This window comes from uncultured Rikenella sp. (assembly GCF_910577125.1).
Taxonomy (GTDB): domain Bacteria; phylum Bacteroidota; class Bacteroidia; order Bacteroidales; family Rikenellaceae; genus Rikenella.
The window spans coordinates 1-15,752 of sequence record NZ_CAJTMN010000046.1 but is presented as its reverse complement, the minus strand read 5'-3'; the positions used below and the strand labels follow the sequence as shown (position 1 = coordinate 15,752).

Below are 15,752 nucleotides of genomic sequence, written 5' to 3'. Positions count from 1 at the left end.
CTAAAAGTCTTTTGGGTACCTTTTCTTCAGAAAAGGTACGGTTCTCTGCGGGTAGGTACTAAATAGAACGAAAAATAAGTACGTTATGCGTTACACCAGCAAGCAAGTACAGATATTTCATCCCGACGAGCGGATTTTCCGCGTTCTGTCCAGTTTCGAGAACTTCACCCCCATTTTGGCCGACAAAGTCGACGGGTGGGAAGCCACCGAAGAGACCTGCCGATTCCGCGCCAAAGGCTTCACCATCGGCCTGAAGATGGTCGAGCGCCAGCCCAACAAGCACATAAAAGTGTGCGCCGACGACACCGCAGGCGGAGCTCCGATTCCCTTCACCTTTTGGACCCAGATGAAAGACACCACCCCCGACGGTTCTGCGACCCCCCGTACCCACATGCGGATCGTGCTCGACATCGAGTTGAATCCCATGATGAAGATGATGGTCGGCGGGAAACTGCAAGGCGCCGTCGACGGCATCGCCGACCAGATCGCCCACGCCTTTAACAACGCACACCTTTGATGCGCCGCTGTTTCGCCATAGCAATCTTTTTGCTCCTGACCCTTTTCGGAGCCCCCCTCGCCGCCTTAGGCAGCGGGGCGGGGAATCCTGTGTCCGCCCTCGTCGAACGCATCCAGCCCGGCCAGAGCTCCCGCTTCCTCTTCGAACTTGCAGACCAGCAATCCCCCCAAGACTTCTTCGAACTCGACGCCAAAGGAGGGAAGATCGTCGTGCGCGGTAATAACTATCTCTCTATTGCCGTAGGCCTCAACTGGTACCTCAAGTACTACGTGGGCGTGCAGATTACCTGGAACAACCCGCATCCGAGGCTCAGCAACCTCAAATTTCCTAAGCCTAAGACCGTCGAGCGGCATGCCACCGACATGCTCGTGCGGTACTATATGAACTACTGCACCTTTTCCTACTCCACCCCGTTTTGGAGCTGGGAACGGTGGGAACAGGAGATTGACTGGATGGCCCTGCACGGGATCACCACCCCGCTGTCGTTGACCGGCGCCGCCACCGTCTGGCGGAACACCTTGCGCGACCTGGGCTTCGACCAGGCGCAAATCGACCGGTTTATCGCCGGCCCCGCACATCAGGCCTGGTGGCTCATGAACAACCTCGAAGCTTGGGGCGGGCCTAATCCTGCGGCGTGGTACGACAAACAGGCCGAACTGGAGCAGAAGATCGTCGAGCGGTATCGGGAGTGGGGCATGCAGCCCGTTTTTGCCGGGTATGGAGGGATGGTGCCCAACGACAGCGCCGTGTGGCGGCAGTTGGGCCTTACTCAGGTGCAGGAACCCGGCCTTTGGTGCGGTTATCGGCGCCCCGCCTTCGTGCAGCCCACCGATCCTCAGTTCGGAACCATCGCCGACACCTATTATAAGAACCTCAAAGCCTTGTACGGCGACGACGCCCGCTATTTCGCCATCGACCCTTTCCACGAAGGCGGCTCTACGCAAGGCGTTGATCTCTCTGCCGCCGGGCAGGCTATTTACGACGCCATGAAACGCGCCAATCCGGGTGCCGTGTGGGTGGCTCAGGCATGGCAAAATTGTCCCCACCCCGAGATGATCCGGGATTTGCCCGGCGGAGATCTGCTCGTGCTCGACCTTTTCAGCGAGAGCCGCCCCATGTGGGGCGGGGACAGGCGGTCGCCCTGGTGGCGCGACGGCGGCTACGGGCGGCACGACTGGGTCTACTGCATGCTCCTGAACTTCGGCGGCAATGTCGGCATGCACGGCAAGATGCGCCGCGTCATCGACGGATATTATCTCGCCCGCGGCATGCAGCAGGCCGACAGCGCTTGCGCCCGCTTCCTGCGCGGCGTCGGCACCACCCCTGAAGGGATCGAGAACAACCCCCTCATGTTCGAACTCCTCTACGAACTCCCGTGGCGGCCCGAGAAGTTCGACCGGATCGAGTGGGTAACGGATTATGTAGCGGCACGTTATGGTCATACCCTGCCACAGGTCGTTGAGGCTTGGAAAATACTCGCCAATACGGTCTATGACGCCCCCTATGACGGCTTGCAGGAGGGGACGACCGAATCCGTATTTTGCGCCCGTCCTGCCTTGCGCGTCGACCGTGTATCCAGCTGGGGTTCGGCCCGGCTCAACTACGACGCCGGCGAGACCCAACGCGCCTTGGGGCTGATGGTCGAAGTCGCCGAACGTTATCGCGGCTGCAACAACTTCGAATACGACCTCGTTGACGTCGCCCGGCAAGCTCTTGCTGATCGTGCCAACGTGCTGTTGCGTCAGATCGAGACCGCCTTCGACCGGAACGACCGCGAACGCTTCCGGCACCTCACCGACGACTTCCTCGGACTGCTTCTGCTGCAAGACTCTCTGCTCGCTTCTCGGCCCGAATTCATGGTCGGCCCGTGGATCGAGAGCGCCATGCGGTGGGGCCGGCTGCGGCCCGAGCAGGATTTTTACCGCTGGAACGCCCGCACCCTTATTACCACGTGGGGGAACCGCCATGCCGCCGACGTCGGCGGCCTCCGCGACTACGCCCACCGCGAATGGAGCGGCCTGCTGCGCGACCTTTATTATCCTCGATGGCAAACCTTTTTCGACGCCTTGAACCGGGGCGACGCCCCTCCTGCGGACTATTATCCCATGGAATCCTCCTGGGCCGCAGCCACCGCGCCATACCCCATTCAGGCCGAGACTAACCCAATAGAAATGGCATGGAAAGTTTACAACAGACTCATCGCGAAGCGTCCCAACCCGTAGACTGCTACGTGGATACCCACGCTCACCTCTTCGATCCCGACTTCGACGTCGACCGTGCCGAGACCATCGCCCGCGCCCTCTCCGCCGGCGTGCAGCGCATCATCCTGCCCTCCGTCGACTCCCGCAGCCATCGCGCCCTGATCGACACCGTCCGGGCCTTTCCCGACGTATGCAGCGCCGCCATCGGCATGCACCCCACCTCCGTGAACGAGAACACCCGCTGGCGCGAAGAACTTCAGATCGTCCGGCAGCTTCTCAAAGAGCCCCCTGTGAAGTGGTGCGCCATCGGCGAAGTCGGCCTCGACCTCCACTGGAGCACCAGCTCCCTCACCGAACAGTGCCAGGCCTTAGTCATTCAGATGCAGCTCGCCATCGAATACGACCTGCCTCTGATCCTGCACGTCCGTGACGCCTGGAACGAAATCTTCCCCCTGCTCGAACCCCTGCAGGGGCAGATCCGCGGCGTCTTCCACAGCTTCCAGGGGACACTCAAAGACTACGAACGCATCGCCTCTCTCGGCGGCTTCGCAGTCGGCGCAGGCGGCTTCATCACCTATAAGAACTCCTCCGCCGCGAAAGTCTTCGAGCATATCCCTGTCGAGAACATCGTGCTCGAGACCGACGCCCCCTATTTGACCCCCGTCCCCTTCCGCGGAACCCGGAACGAGAGCGCCCACATCCCCGTTATCGCCGCCCGCCTCGCCGAGATCAAGGGGATTTCGGTCGAAGCGGTTCGGGCAGCCACCACTGCCCGCGCCGACAGCCTCTTCTTCTGACCTTTTTCCTCGGGCGGCCATCGCCGGCGGAAGTATTCCGCCGGCGCCATCCTGAAGTCCCGGCCCACTTTGGTGATTCGGCGCCGCCCTGATGTCTCGGCTTTCACCTTGAAACCCCGACTTCACCTGGAAGACCTGACCCTGCCTTGGTGATTCGGCGCCGTCCTGATACCTCGGCCGTCCCGCCGCCTTTTTGCCGCGCACGGTGCGATACCCCGTCTTCGGACGACCCTAAGTATATCCTATGAAAGACTCCATCCTGACCGACCCCCAATTCCGCTTCCGACTCGACCGCCGCGCCCGGTGGCTCACCCTTGTGACCCTTCTCGTCGTCGGCGCCCTCGTCGGCGCCCTGTTCTACGTCTCCGGAGCCAGCTACCTTCCCGCCTGGTTCGCCACCATCGTCGTCGTGCTGCTCCTGCTCGCCTCCCTCTCCATCCCCCGCTTCATCCGCGTCTCCCCCCACTCCGTCGAGATACACTGCTTCATGGAGCTCATCAAGATCCCCCTCGCCGACATCCGCCACATCCGCTTCGTCGAGCCCCGCCAGATGCGCTTCTGCATCCCGCTTTGGGGCGTCTACGGCTTCGGCGGCTACTACGGCTTCTACCTCAATCTCCGCGAGCGGCGCATCTTTCGGCTCTGCGCCTCCCGATGGAGCCGCTTCGTCCTCATCGAAGACATCTACGAAGACCAGTACATCATCAGTTGCGACGACCCCGCCGCCTTCATCCGCGCTGTCGAGCAGTATGAATAGCCTTCTAATCACGTGAAAAAGAGGACGTTCCGAACGGTGGCAGCCGCCCGGAACGTCCGGCATACAAAGCGGATAGATCATAGTAAACGGGAGACGATAGTTTAAATTTAAATATTTTGTTGTATAGTCGGATGTGTATTTTCTATTTGTATTACAATTAGTTATACAACTAAATGTATAAAATGTATAAAGCAAATTTAAATATTATGTTGCAAAGTTGCAACATAATGTAGTAACATTTAAACCTCCAGAACCATGACCGACTGGCAGCGGCTCGAACAAGTCATCCGGTGGACCGGCCTCTCTACCAACGCTTTCGCCTTTTCCATAGGCCTGAAACGGAGCCAGAACCTCTACCAGATCAAACGCCAGCGCAACCGGATCAGCAAAGACCTCGCCGACCGGATCGTTCGCCGCTATCCCGTTTTCGATCGCTCGTGGCTCCTGACCGGCGACGGGCCCGCTCCCGACCTTGCCGCACTTTCTCTTTCTCCCCGTCCCGACCCTTGTGCCGGGAGCATCCCCTTTTATCGCGTCGACGCCCTGCGCCTCGCCTCCGACCCCGCCGCCGTTCTGAGCGGCGAGCCCGACAGCTATCTGAGCATTCCCGGTTTCGGCGATTGCGATCTCGCCGCCCTCTGCACCGGCGACCGGATGGCTCCCGAGATTCCTGCCGGCTCGATCGTCGTTCTGCGCAGTGTCGACCCTCGCGGGCCGGTTCTTCCCGGCGAGATCTACCTCCTTGTGAGCAGCGAATATGTCCGGATGGGTTACATCCGTTCCGACCGGAAGATCGCCGACGGCCTGTGGCTCGATCCTCCCGAGGAGAGCGACGAAGACTCCGTCGGCATCCGCCGCGACCGCATCCGCCGGCTCTATCTCGTCCTCGGAATCGTCATCCGCAAAGTCCTGTGACGCCCCGTTTTTATACCCTCTTCCGGCTAATGGGTTGAAAAAAAGCGGGGTAAAGCAGGAAAAAGTTTGCAAATTCAAAACCAATGCCTATCTTTGTCGTCCGAAATGCCTTGTTCCTGACCGGGCGGCACTTCGGAATACATTGTTCTTCAGGGCGGATACCAGAGTGGCCAAATGGGGCAGACTGTAAATCTGCTGTCTTCGACTTCGGTGGTTCGAATCCATCTCCGCCCACAAATCGTTCTTCGATAAAAAGAGCATCGCCGCCAGGCGTTTTTGAGTTTACGATACGGCCTTGCAAACTTGTTTGCAAAAGGGCGCTGTCGTAAACTCAAAACAACGAACGCAGTTCGGCTCTTTTTATCGAAGTGAAAGTTTTGTAGGGGTCCTGCCGGGAGGCGATGGATCACGGCGCGCCAGCGACGTAATCCTCTCCGCCCAAAGAAAGAGGTGTACATCAAAAACGACGTAATCCTCTTTGCCAAATGAAGAGACCGCGTCTTAAAAGCGACGTAATCCTCTCCGCCTTAAAACATAAAGAGGCGCACAAGAATAACGGCACATCCCCTCGCAAACACCACCGAAAACAAGCGGAAGTAGCTCAGTCGGTAGAGCATTAGCCTTCCAAGCTAAGGGTCGCGGGTTCGAATCTCGTCTTCCGCTCTTTTTTGAGAACAACAAACAACAATTAAACGCTTACAACCCATGGCAAAAGAAAAATTCGACCGGTCGAAACCGCACGTCAATATCGGTACCATCGGTCACGTAGACCACGGTAAAACCACCCTGACCGCGGCTATCACCACCGTGCTGGCAAAGAAAGGTCTTTCGGAACTCCGTTCGTTCGACTCGATCGACAACGCCCCCGAAGAAAAAGAACGTGGGATCACCATCAATACCTCGCACGTCGAATACTCGACCGCTAACCGTCACTACGCACACGTCGACTGCCCGGGTCACGCCGACTACGTGAAGAACATGGTGACCGGTGCCGCTCAGATGGACGGTGCCATCCTCGTTGTGGCTGCGACCGACGGTCCGATGCCCCAGACCAACGAACACGTGCTGTTGGCCCGTCAGGTGAACGTACCGCGTATCGTCGTATTCCTGAACAAATGCGACATGGTCGACGACCCTGAAATGCTCGACCTCGTCGAACTCGAAGTGCGCGACCTGCTCAACAAATACGAATTCGACGGCGACAACACCCCGATCATTCGCGGTTCTGCGCTCGGCGGCTTGAACGGCGAAGCTCAGTGGGAAGAAAAAATCATGGAACTGATGGATGCGGTGGACTCCTACATTCCGATTCCCCCGCGTGAAAACGAAAAACCGTTCCTGATGCCTGTCGAAGACGTCTTCTCGATCACCGGCCGTGGTACCGTGCTTACCGGTCGTGTCGAAACCGGTGTGATCCACGTGGGCGACGAAGTCGAAATCGTCGGCTTGGGCGAAAAAGCCAAGAAATCGGTATGTACCGGTGTCGAAATGTTCCGCAAACTCCTCGACGAAGGGGAAGCTGGGGACAACGTCGGGCTGCTGATGCGCGGTATCGACAAGAAAGAAGTGAAACGCGGTATGGTCGTGGCCAAACCGGGTTCGATCACTCCGCACACCAAGTTCAAGGCTGAAGTCTATATCCTGAAGAAGGAAGAAGGCGGTCGTCACACTCCGTTCCACAACAAATACCGTCCGCAGTTCTATCTCCGTACCTTGGACGTTACCGGTGAAGTACAGCTCCCGGACGGCGTTGAAATGGTGATGCCGGGCGATAACGTTACGATTACTGTGGAACTGATCTATCCGGTGGCTATCAACGTAGGGCTGCGTTTCGCTATCCGCGAAGGCGGTCGTACGGTGGGTGCAGGGCAGATCACCGAAATCCTCGCGTAACTTCCCCTCGCGAGTCTTCCTTTCCGGAAGATCCCGCACGGAAATTACCAACCGAAACGAGGCGGTACCTTAGCCGTACCGCCTTTTTACAGGGGTGTAGTTCAAGGGCAGAATAGCGGTCTCCAAAACCGTTGATGGGAGTTCGAATCTCTCCACCCCTGCCATCCGGCCGGTACCACTCGCACAGTCTCACTGCCGGAAAACATATTCACACATGAAAAAGTTTTACCTTACCCTCTGCGCCGCTTTCGTGCTGGCTTTCGGACTCCTCTCCGAATCTGCAGAAGCAAGGCGCGCTACGATTCTGTACGGCAACGGGCCGGAATTCCAGAAAATGTACGACCTGCCCGATTCCGTCACCTTGGATAACGGACACACCTTGCAGTTCGGCGTCGGCTTCGAACAATTCTCCTTGTTCTACGTCCCGATCTGGAACTACGGCGAACGCCAGTACGCCGTTTACGATGCAGCGGACAAGACCATCTACACCCTGGACGACGAAGACCTCGAAGGATTCGCCTCCGAATACGGCTGGGACTTGCCGAAAGAACCGAAACTCTCCTTCTGGAACCGGATCGGCGGGAAACTCGTACTCATCCTGGTGATCGCCGCTATCGGCGGATACTACTGGTGGAAACAGAACCGGGACGATACGGCGGAAGAACCGGCACCCGCCTCTACGGCTGATACGGAAGAGTAATACACACGAAGAGAACACATACCCATTCGGACGAGGAGCACACCACTCCTCTCCCGTTTTTCATAGAACCCGATTATGAAAGCCACCTACTTCAAAGAAGCATACAACGAACTCGTCCACAAAGTCACCTGGCCCAGCTGGAGCTCCCTGCAGAACAGCGCCATCGTCGTCATGATCGCCTCGCTGATCCTCGCCCTCGTGATCCTCGCCATGGACATCAGCTTCGAAACGATTATGAAAGGCATATACAGTATTTTGTATTAGTCCCTTCATCTTTCCGGCGCGATCTCCAGATCGCACCACACGCACAGCAAGTAGGTTTTCAGAATATTAGTACACGCGGAATGAGCAACGGAGAAAAAACCGTCCTGGAATGGTACGTCATACGCGCCATCGGCGGTAAAGAGAAAAAAGTCAAGGAATATCTCGAATCCGAGATCCGCACCTTGCACCTCGAAGACTCGATCGCCCAAGTGCTTATTCCCACCGAAAAAGTCTATCAGGTACGCAACGGGAAGAAAATCACCAAAGAACGTATTTCCTATCCCGGCTACGTCTTGGTACAAGCCGCCCTCGTGGGCGAAATACCGCATATCTTGAGGAACGCTCCGAACGTTCTCGGATTTTTGAGCGACACCAAGGAATCCACCCTGCAGGCCACCCCTCTCAGGCCTCAGGAAGTCAGTCGGATCCTGGGTCGGGTGGACGAGCTCGCCACGCAAGAGGAAGAAAACGAAACCCCTTACGTGGAAGGCGAATCCGTCAAGGTGATCGACGGACCTTTTGCTTCCTTCGTCGGCACCATCGAAAAAGTCGACAACGAACGGAAAAAACTCCACGTCTCTGTCAAGATATTCGGGCGTAAGACTCCGATGGAGTTGAGTTTTATGCAAGTAGAAAAAGAGTAAAACACACACGATCATGGCCAAAGAAGTTGCAGGATTCATCAAACTGCAAATCAAAGGCGGCGCAGCGAATCCCTCGCCGCCCGTAGGTCCCGCCTTGGGTTCCAAGGGGGTCAATATCATGGAGTTCTGCAAGCAGTTCAACGCTAAAACGCAGGACAAAGCTGGCAAAGTGTTGCCTGTGGTGATTACCGTCTACAGCGACAAGTCCTTCGACTTCGTCGTTAAACAACCCCCGGTGGCAGTACAGCTCAAAGAAGCAGCTAAAATTCAGTCGGGTTCTGCCGAACCCAACCGGAAAAAAGTCGCTTCCGTGACCTGGGAACAGATCCAGACCATCGCCAAGGAAAAGATGGAAGACATGAACTGCTTCACCGTCGAATCCGCCATGCGGATGGTCGCAGGTACCGCCAGGAGTATGGGGATCAGCGTCACCGGTGAATTTCCGAAAAACAACTAACCGAGGAGAGGAGACCATACCCTATGAAACTGACCAAAAATAGAAAAGCCGTCCTCGCCAAAGTAGAACCCGGAAAAGTTCACAAAGTGGACGAAGCTGCGGCATTGCTCAAAGACATCACCTTCACCAAATTCGACGCCTCCGTCGATATCGACGTCCGTCTCGGCGTCGATCCCCGGAAAGCTAACCAGATGGTTCGCGGCGTCGTTACCTTGCCGCATGGGACGGGGAAAACCGTTCGCGTGCTCGTTCTCTGCACGCCCGACAAAGAAGCCGAAGCCAATGCGGCAGGCGCAGATTTTGTCGGCCTCGACGAATACGTAGAGAAGATCAAGGGAGGGTGGACCGATGTCGACGTGATTATCTGTACCCCGAACGTGATGGCCAAGGTAGGGGCATTGGGACGCGTGCTCGGGCCGAGAGGCCTCATGCCGAACCCTAAGACCGGGACTGTGACCATGGAGGTCGGCAAAGCGGTCGAAGAGGTTAAAGCCGGGAAAATCGACTTCAAAGTCGATAAATTCGGGATCGTGCATACTTCTATCGGGAAAGTGTCTTTCGACGCCAAACAGATCGAAGACAACGCCAAGGAGTTCTTGCGCACCATCTTGAAACTCAAACCTGCTGCTGCTAAGGGGACATACGTGAAGAGTATCTACCTCTCCACGACCATGAGCCCCGGCTTGCAGATCGACCCGAAATCCGTCGACTAATCGACTAACCACAAGAAACTGAGAGATGAGAAAGGAACAGAAATCCGAAGTAATCAAGAGTTTAGCCGATCAGCTCGGAACCTATACCCACTTCTACCTCGCCGACATCTCCGGCATGAATGCAGAGCAGACCGCAGCCTTGCGTCGCTCCTGCTTCGAAAAGGAGATCAAGCTCATCGTTGTGAAGAATACCTTGCTCGGCAAGGCGCTGGAACAGACCGGCAAGGCTGATGCCGAACTGGTGAGTGTTTTGGAGGGGTCTACCTCCATTATGTTCTCCAACACCGGGAACGCACCCGCCAAGCTGATCAAAGCATTCCGCAAGGATAAGGGAGGAGAAAAACCGATGCTCAAGGCGGCGTATGTCGACGAATGCGTCTATATGGGGGAAGCCTCGTTGGAAGCGCTCGTCAACATCAAATCCCGCGAAGAACTCATCGGAGACGTTATCAGCCTGCTGCAATCCCCGGCCAAGAACGTTATCTCGGCTTTGCAGGGATCTGCCGGCGGAAAAATCTCCGGTCTGGTCAAAGCATTGGAAAACCGGGCACAGTAGGACTGACTATTGGCGGGGGCTATGTTGCGACATCGCCGCATAGCGCCGCTTGATACTTCAACAGCAAAAAACCGTTTGTAACCCTGAGAAGAGGGGCGCGACACCGAGTAGACCCGCGGCAACCGTGACAGGTTCCACCCGTCGGAGAGACTCTCCGAACCACGCGCGGAACCGGGCGTCCGGGCCCAAAGGTAGCGGTAAAATCCCTCGGAAGGAGACAAACAAGCCAATTAATAACCATTCAAACCAATACCCAAGATGGCAGACATCAAAGCACTGGCAGAATCGCTGGTAAACCTGACCGTTAAAGAAGTCAACGAACTCGCAACCATCCTCAAAGACGAATACGGTATCGAACCGGCAGCTGCAGCTGTGGCTGTGGCAGCACCGGCAGCCGGCGGCGCAGAAGGCGGCGCTGCTGAAAAGAGCTCGTTCGACGTGATCCTCAAATCCGGCGGCCAGGCTAAACTGCAGGTGGTGAAAGTCGTTAAAGAACTCACCGGTCTCGGCCTGAAAGAAGCCAAAGACCTCGTAGACGGCGCTCCGAAAGCAGTCAAAGAAGGCGTTTCGAAAGAAGAAGCCGAATCGCTGAAAGCACAGCTCGAAGAAGCTGGTGCAGAAGTGGAACTGAAGTAAGACCGCTTCCCATCTTTCCGGGATACTTTCCTGATTTTTGGCATAAGTCGCTGAAAACCAGTCTCCCGGAAACAACGAACGGTGTAAGGCTCACCTCGCGTGGGCTTTGCACCTTTTTCTGGTTTTTGAAAGCGCCTCTTTCCGCGCAATCGAATACCACCTGCCGAAGCCGCCTCTCGGACGGCCTTCTGCACAAGGAGATAACAGACCCACAAGAGCTGGGGAGCAGAGTTGTCCGCCTCGCAGGCTAATGGCGAACCGGACAAGAAACACCCCCTCCTCCTCCGGAACGGTCTGGCCAAACTTTTTCCGCTCTTTCAGTCGTTTGTTCTTTTTTATTGCGTGTAAATTGTTCTTTGAGCCGGATGGAACTGCCGCTTTCTTTCAAGAAAGCGGCGCAAAGAACTTTTAGATAGCTACGCTCTACCTTAGGCTCCGCAGTCCTCAATCTTCGCAGGTCTGTCGGGTTGGATTTTCGGCGGGCGCGCTTGGGTTATTTGCCTTATATTAGCGCGCCGCGCCTGAAAATCACAACCCGACGAATAGTCCGAGGGTTGGGCCGCCGGCAGCTTTAGGATGCGAAGCATCCTCTAAAGTTTTTCTGGTTCTCTTTGTTCACAAAGAGAACAGTACCCTCCAACCCAATGAAAACACTACGCCCATACAGAGAAGAGACGATTAAATAGCAGGAGAAAAAAGTTCCGGAAAATAGATTTAGCGCTTTCACCGAATTTAGGAACCTTGTAAAAAAGAACATGCCGACGAAAGCCACCACCAGCGGGTCTCAGCAGCACCCGCAGCGTATCAGCTTCGCCTCGTCCGATCTACGGATGGACTATCCCGACTTTCTGGAGGTGCAGCTGAAATCCTTCAAAGATTTCTTTCAGCTCGAGACCACAGCCGAGAACCGGCTCGACGAAGGGTTGTACAAAGTGTTCATGGAGAACTTCCCCATCACCGACACCCGTAACAACTTCGTCCTCGAGTTCATCGACTACTATATCGACCCCCCGAGATACTCCATCGACGAGTGTCTGGAGCGCGGCCTGACCTACAGCGTACCGCTGAAAGCTAAGCTGAAGTTGTACTGCACCGACCCGGAGCATGAGGATTTCGACCCCGTGATTCAGGACGTATACTTCGGCGCCGTGCCGTATATGACCCCGCGGGGGACGTTCGTGATCAATGGGGCGGAGCGCGTGATCGTGTCGCAGCTGCACCGGTCGCCCGGCGTATTCTTCGGGCAGAGCATGCACTCCAACGGGACCAAGCTCTACAGTGCGCGGATTATTCCGTTCAAAGGCTCGTGGATCGAGTTCGCTACGGACATTAATAATGTCATGTATGCGTATATCGACCGGAAGAAGAAATTGCCGGTGACTACGTTGTTGCGCGCCATCGGCTTCGAGTCGGATCGGCAGATCCTCGAAATTTTCGGCCTCGCCGACGAGATCAAAGTCAATAAAGCCAACCTGAAAAAGGCAGTCGGCAGGAAACTCGCCGCACGGGTTTTGAAATCGTGGACCGAAGACTTTGTCGATGAAGACACCGGCGAAGTCGTGTCCATCGAGCGGAACGAGATCATCATCGACCGCGAGACCGTGCTCGCAGAGGAACATATCGACGACATTCTCGAGTCGGGCGAGAAGACCCTCCTCTTGCACAAAGAGATGGCTTCCGCAAATGACTACTCCATCGTCTACAACACCTTGCAGAAAGACCCCTGCAACTCGGAAAAGGAGGCCGTGGTGTATATCTACCGCCAGCTTCGCAACTCCGAGCCGCCGGACGAGGCTACCGCACGGGACGTGATCGACAAACTCTTCTTCTCCGACAAGCGGTACGACCTGGGCGATGTCGGGCGGTTCAGAATTAATAAGAAGCTGAACCTCGACATCCCGAGCGAAGTCAAAGTCTTGACCCGCGAGGACATGATCGCCATCATCAAGTACCTCATCCAACTCATTAACTCGAAGACCGATGTGGACGACATCGACCACTTGAGTAACCGGCGGGTGAGAACGGTCGGGGAGCAGCTCGCCAATCAGTTCAGCGTGGGTTTTGCCCGGATGGCCAGAACCATTCGCGAACGGATGAACGTGCGCGATAACGAGGTGTTTACCCCGGTCGATTTGATCAACGCCAAGACCTTGTCGAGCGTCATCAACTCCTTCTTCGGAACCAACCAGCTCAGCCAGTTTATGGACCAGACCAACCCGCTGGCCGAATTGACCCATAAGCGGCGTTTGTCCGCTTTGGGGCCGGGCGGTCTGTCGCGCGAGCGGGCGGGGTTCGAAGTGCGGGACGTGCACTATACCCATTACGGGCGGTTGTGTCCGATCGAAACCCCGGAAGGGCCGAATATCGGTCTGATCTCGTCGCTGTGCGTGTTCGCCAAGATCAGCGACATGGGCTTCATCGAGACCCCGTATCGCACCGTCGAAGGCGGGAAGGTGGATACCGACAACTCGCACATCAAATTCTATAGCGCAGAGGAAGAAGAAGGCCTCGTGATTGCGCAGGCCGAAGCGAAAGTGGCGCCGGACGGAACGCTGATGGACGAACAGATCAAGGCCAGGTTGGACAGCGATTTCCCGATGGTTACCCCGGATCAGGTGCAGTTGATGGACGTCGCGCCGAACCAGATCGCATCCATTGCCGCTTCGTTGATTCCCTTCCTGGAACACGACGACGCCAACCGGGCGTTGATGGGATCGAACATGATGCGTCAGGCCGTGCCGCTCTTGCGGTCGGAGGCGCCTATCGTCGGGACGGGCCTCGAAGGGGCTGTCGTGGGGGACAGCCGGACGCAGGTCGTTGCGGAACGCGACGGCGAAGTCGTGCACTCGGACTCGACCGAGATCCATATCAAGTACGACCGGACGGAGGACGAGAAATTCGTTTCGTTCGACCCGGAAGTGACCGTTTACAAGCTGCCCAAGTATCGGAAGACCAACCAGAGCACCTCGATCACCTTGAAGCCGATGGTGCGGAAAGGCGAGCGCGTTGTGGCCGGACAGATATTGACCCAGGGCTACTCCACCGAGAACGGCGAGTTGGCTTTGGGGCGGAACCTCAAGGTGGCTTTCATGCCGTGGCAGGGGTACAACTTCGAAGACGCTATCGTCATCTCCGAGCGGATGATGCGCGAGGATATCTTCACCTCGGTGCATGTGGACGAGTATATTATGGAGGTGCGCGACACCAAGCGCGGGGTCGAAGAGCTGACGAGCGACATTCCGAACGTCAGCGAGGATGCGACGCGCGACCTGGACGAAAACGGGGTGATCCGTATCGGCGCCAATGTGAAACCGGGAGATATCCTGATCGGGAAGATCACGCCGAAGGGCGAGAGCGATCCGAGTCCGGAAGAAAAGCTCCTGCGGGCGATCTTCGGGGATAAGGCCGGCGACGTGAAAGATGCTTCGCTCAAGGCGCAGCCTTCGTTGTACGGCGTCGTGGTCGACAAGAAACTCTTCTCCCGCGCCGGGAAAGAGACCACCGGCAAGAAGGGAAAACCCAGCGAAAAAGCCCAGATCGAACGCGCCGAAGAGAACTTCAACAAGGAGGTCGCGGCGCTGCGGGAAATTCTTGTCTCGAAACTCTGGTCGCTCGTCAACGGAAAGACCTCGACCGGCGTGCACGACTACTTCGGCATGGAAGTGATCGACAAAGGGAACAAGTTCACGCAAAAGGCTTTGCAGGAACTCGACTACCTGAACATCAACCCGACCAAGTGGACTTCCGACAAAGATAAGAACGAATTGATCAAGGCGTTGATCAACAACTTCATTATCAAGTACAAGGAGCTCGACGCACACCTCAAACGCGAGAAATACAACATCACCAACGGGGACGAGCTTCCCGCCGGGATTATCCAGCTCGCCAAAGTCTATATCGCCAAGAAACGCAAGCTGCGTGTCGGCGACAAGATGGCCGGTCGGCACGGTAATAAGGGGATTGTGGCCAAGGTGGTGCGCGACGAGGATATGCCGTTCCTCGCGGACGGGACGATCGTGGATATCGTGCTGAACCCGCTCGGGGTGCCGAGCCGTATGAACCTCGGTCAGATTTACGAAACCGTGCTCGGTTGGGCAGGGCGTGAGCTGGGGGTTAAGTTCGCTACGCCGATTTTCGACGGCGCGACGCTGGACGAGATCAACGAGTATGCCGAAAAGGCAGGCGTTCCGCGCTCCGGCCGGACCTATCTTTACGACGGCGGAACCGGCGAAATGTTCCACCAGCCGGCGACGGTCGGGGTCATCTATATGCTGAAACTCGGCCACATGGTCGACGACAAGATGCACGCCCGTTCGATCGGCCCGTACTCGCTCATCACTCAGCAGCCGCTGGGCGGTAAGGCGCAGTTCGGGGGCCAGCGTTTCGGGGAGATGGAGGTCTGGGCCCTCGAGGCGTTCGGGGCGGCTAATATCTTGCAGGAAATACTGACCATCAAGTCGGACGATGTCGTGGGACGTGCCAAGGCGTACGAAGCGATCGTCAAGGGCGACAACATGCCGCAGCCGGGTATACCGGAGGCCATGAATGTCCTCTTGCACGAACTTACCGGCCTCGGGCTCAACGTCAAACTCGAATAAAACAATCCTTTCACTCGGATTGTTGCGGATCGTTCTTTGTTGACCGGCTGGAACCGTACCTTTTCTGAAGAAAAGGTACCCAAAAGACTTTTAGATAGCTACGC

The 15,752-nt window shown here is 56.6% G+C and carries 14 protein-coding genes and 3 tRNA genes; all 17 read left to right on the top strand.

Annotated elements, in window-relative coordinates; genetic code table 11:
* Window positions 1–85: 85 nt before the first annotated feature.
* Window positions 86–517: a polyketide cyclase gene (locus tag QZ292_RS06335; RefSeq protein WP_294599411.1), complete on the top strand. Its 432-nt coding sequence runs from the start codon at window positions 86–88 to the stop codon at window positions 515–517.
* Window positions 517–2,739 (top strand): alpha-N-acetylglucosaminidase, encoded by a 2,223-nt coding sequence (locus tag QZ292_RS06330; protein WP_294599408.1) that lies wholly within the window; start codon window positions 517–519, stop codon window positions 2,737–2,739. The genes QZ292_RS06335 and QZ292_RS06330 overlap by 1 nt, the downstream gene beginning before the upstream one ends.
* Window positions 2,694–3,515 (top strand): TatD family hydrolase, encoded by an 822-nt coding sequence (locus QZ292_RS06325; protein ID WP_294599405.1) that lies wholly within the window; start codon window positions 2,694–2,696, stop codon window positions 3,513–3,515. Before QZ292_RS06330 ends, QZ292_RS06325 begins: the two co-directional genes overlap by 46 nt.
* Before the next feature lie 244 nt (window positions 3,516–3,759).
* Window positions 3,760–4,272, top strand: coding sequence for a PH domain-containing protein (locus QZ292_RS06320; protein WP_294599402.1), 513 nt, complete (start codon window positions 3,760–3,762; stop codon window positions 4,270–4,272).
* Window positions 4,273–4,527: 255 nt separating this feature from the next.
* Window positions 4,528–5,187 carry a hypothetical protein gene (locus tag QZ292_RS06315; protein ID WP_294599399.1) on the top strand — a complete coding sequence of 220 codons (660 nt, stop codon included), beginning with the start codon at window positions 4,528–4,530 and terminating at the stop codon, window positions 5,185–5,187.
* Between the two features lie 152 nt (window positions 5,188–5,339).
* Window positions 5,340–5,421 (top strand) — tRNA-Tyr (locus tag QZ292_RS06310).
* A gap of 356 nt (window positions 5,422–5,777) precedes the next feature.
* Window positions 5,778–5,850 (top strand) — tRNA-Gly (locus QZ292_RS06305).
* A 42-nt stretch (window positions 5,851–5,892) separates the two neighbouring features.
* The gene (gene tuf, locus QZ292_RS06300; RefSeq protein ID WP_294599396.1) at window positions 5,893–7,080 is read left to right on the top strand and encodes an elongation factor Tu; all 1,188 of its coding nucleotides are present in this window, start codon (window positions 5,893–5,895) and stop codon (window positions 7,078–7,080) included.
* 90 nt (window positions 7,081–7,170) lie between these two features.
* A tRNA-Trp gene (locus QZ292_RS06295) sits at window positions 7,171–7,244 on the top strand.
* 50 nt (window positions 7,245–7,294) lie between these two features.
* Window positions 7,295–7,780, top strand: a complete 486-nt coding sequence (locus QZ292_RS06290; RefSeq protein WP_294599393.1) for a hypothetical protein — start codon at window positions 7,295–7,297, stop codon at window positions 7,778–7,780.
* 75 nt (window positions 7,781–7,855) lie between these two features.
* Window positions 7,856–8,044, top strand: a complete 189-nt coding sequence (gene secE / locus QZ292_RS06285; protein WP_294599390.1) for a preprotein translocase subunit SecE — start codon at window positions 7,856–7,858, stop codon at window positions 8,042–8,044.
* Window positions 8,045–8,124: 80 nt separating this feature from the next.
* Window positions 8,125–8,688, top strand: a complete 564-nt coding sequence (gene nusG / locus QZ292_RS06280) for a transcription termination/antitermination protein NusG (protein ID WP_294599386.1) — start codon at window positions 8,125–8,127, stop codon at window positions 8,686–8,688.
* A gap of 13 nt (window positions 8,689–8,701) precedes the next feature.
* Entirely contained in the window at window positions 8,702–9,145 is a 444-nt protein-coding gene (gene rplK / locus QZ292_RS06275) for a 50S ribosomal protein L11 (protein WP_294599383.1), read from the top strand.
* A gap of 23 nt (window positions 9,146–9,168) precedes the next feature.
* Window positions 9,169–9,858: a 50S ribosomal protein L1 gene (rplA, locus tag QZ292_RS06270; RefSeq protein ID WP_294599380.1), complete on the top strand. Its 690-nt coding sequence runs from the start codon at window positions 9,169–9,171 to the stop codon at window positions 9,856–9,858.
* Between the two features lie 25 nt (window positions 9,859–9,883).
* On the top strand, window positions 9,884–10,414 hold the full coding sequence (gene rplJ / locus QZ292_RS06265; RefSeq protein WP_294599377.1) for a 50S ribosomal protein L10: 531 nt from the start codon (window positions 9,884–9,886) through the stop codon (window positions 10,412–10,414).
* A 258-nt stretch (window positions 10,415–10,672) separates the two neighbouring features.
* Window positions 10,673–11,050 (top strand): 50S ribosomal protein L7/L12, encoded by a 378-nt coding sequence (gene rplL / locus QZ292_RS06260; RefSeq protein ID WP_294599375.1) that lies wholly within the window; start codon window positions 10,673–10,675, stop codon window positions 11,048–11,050.
* A gap of 755 nt (window positions 11,051–11,805) precedes the next feature.
* Window positions 11,806–15,648, top strand: a complete 3,843-nt coding sequence (gene rpoB / locus QZ292_RS06255) for a DNA-directed RNA polymerase subunit beta (protein WP_294599371.1) — start codon at window positions 11,806–11,808, stop codon at window positions 15,646–15,648.
* Window positions 15,649–15,752 lie beyond the last annotated feature (104 nt).

Excerpts from the sequence above, each read along its gene's own strand:
- QZ292_RS06330 (WP_294599408.1), top strand. The coding sequence starts at position 517 with ATGCGCCGCTGTTTCGCCATAGCAATCTTTTTGCTCCTGACCCTTTTC.
- nusG (WP_294599386.1), top strand. The coding sequence starts at position 8,125 with ATGAGCAACGGAGAAAAAACCGTCCTGGAATGGTACGTCATACGCGCC.
- rplL (WP_294599375.1), top strand. The coding sequence starts at position 10,673 with ATGGCAGACATCAAAGCACTGGCAGAATCGCTGGTAAACCTGACCGTT.
- QZ292_RS06335 (WP_294599411.1), top strand. The coding sequence starts at position 86 with ATGCGTTACACCAGCAAGCAAGTACAGATATTTCATCCCGACGAGCGG.
- rplJ (WP_294599377.1), top strand. The coding sequence starts at position 9,884 with ATGAGAAAGGAACAGAAATCCGAAGTAATCAAGAGTTTAGCCGATCAG.
- QZ292_RS06320 (WP_294599402.1), top strand. The coding sequence starts at position 3,760 with ATGAAAGACTCCATCCTGACCGACCCCCAATTCCGCTTCCGACTCGAC.
- QZ292_RS06325 (WP_294599405.1), top strand. The coding sequence starts at position 2,694 with ATGGAAAGTTTACAACAGACTCATCGCGAAGCGTCCCAACCCGTAGAC.
- QZ292_RS06315 (WP_294599399.1), top strand. The coding sequence starts at position 4,528 with ATGACCGACTGGCAGCGGCTCGAACAAGTCATCCGGTGGACCGGCCTC.
- tuf (WP_294599396.1), top strand. The coding sequence starts at position 5,893 with ATGGCAAAAGAAAAATTCGACCGGTCGAAACCGCACGTCAATATCGGT.
- rplA (WP_294599380.1), top strand. The coding sequence starts at position 9,169 with ATGAAACTGACCAAAAATAGAAAAGCCGTCCTCGCCAAAGTAGAACCC.
- QZ292_RS06290 (WP_294599393.1), top strand. The coding sequence starts at position 7,295 with ATGAAAAAGTTTTACCTTACCCTCTGCGCCGCTTTCGTGCTGGCTTTC.
- secE (WP_294599390.1), top strand. The coding sequence starts at position 7,856 with ATGAAAGCCACCTACTTCAAAGAAGCATACAACGAACTCGTCCACAAA.
- rpoB (WP_294599371.1), top strand. The coding sequence starts at position 11,806 with ATGCCGACGAAAGCCACCACCAGCGGGTCTCAGCAGCACCCGCAGCGT.
- rplK (WP_294599383.1), top strand. The coding sequence starts at position 8,702 with ATGGCCAAAGAAGTTGCAGGATTCATCAAACTGCAAATCAAAGGCGGC.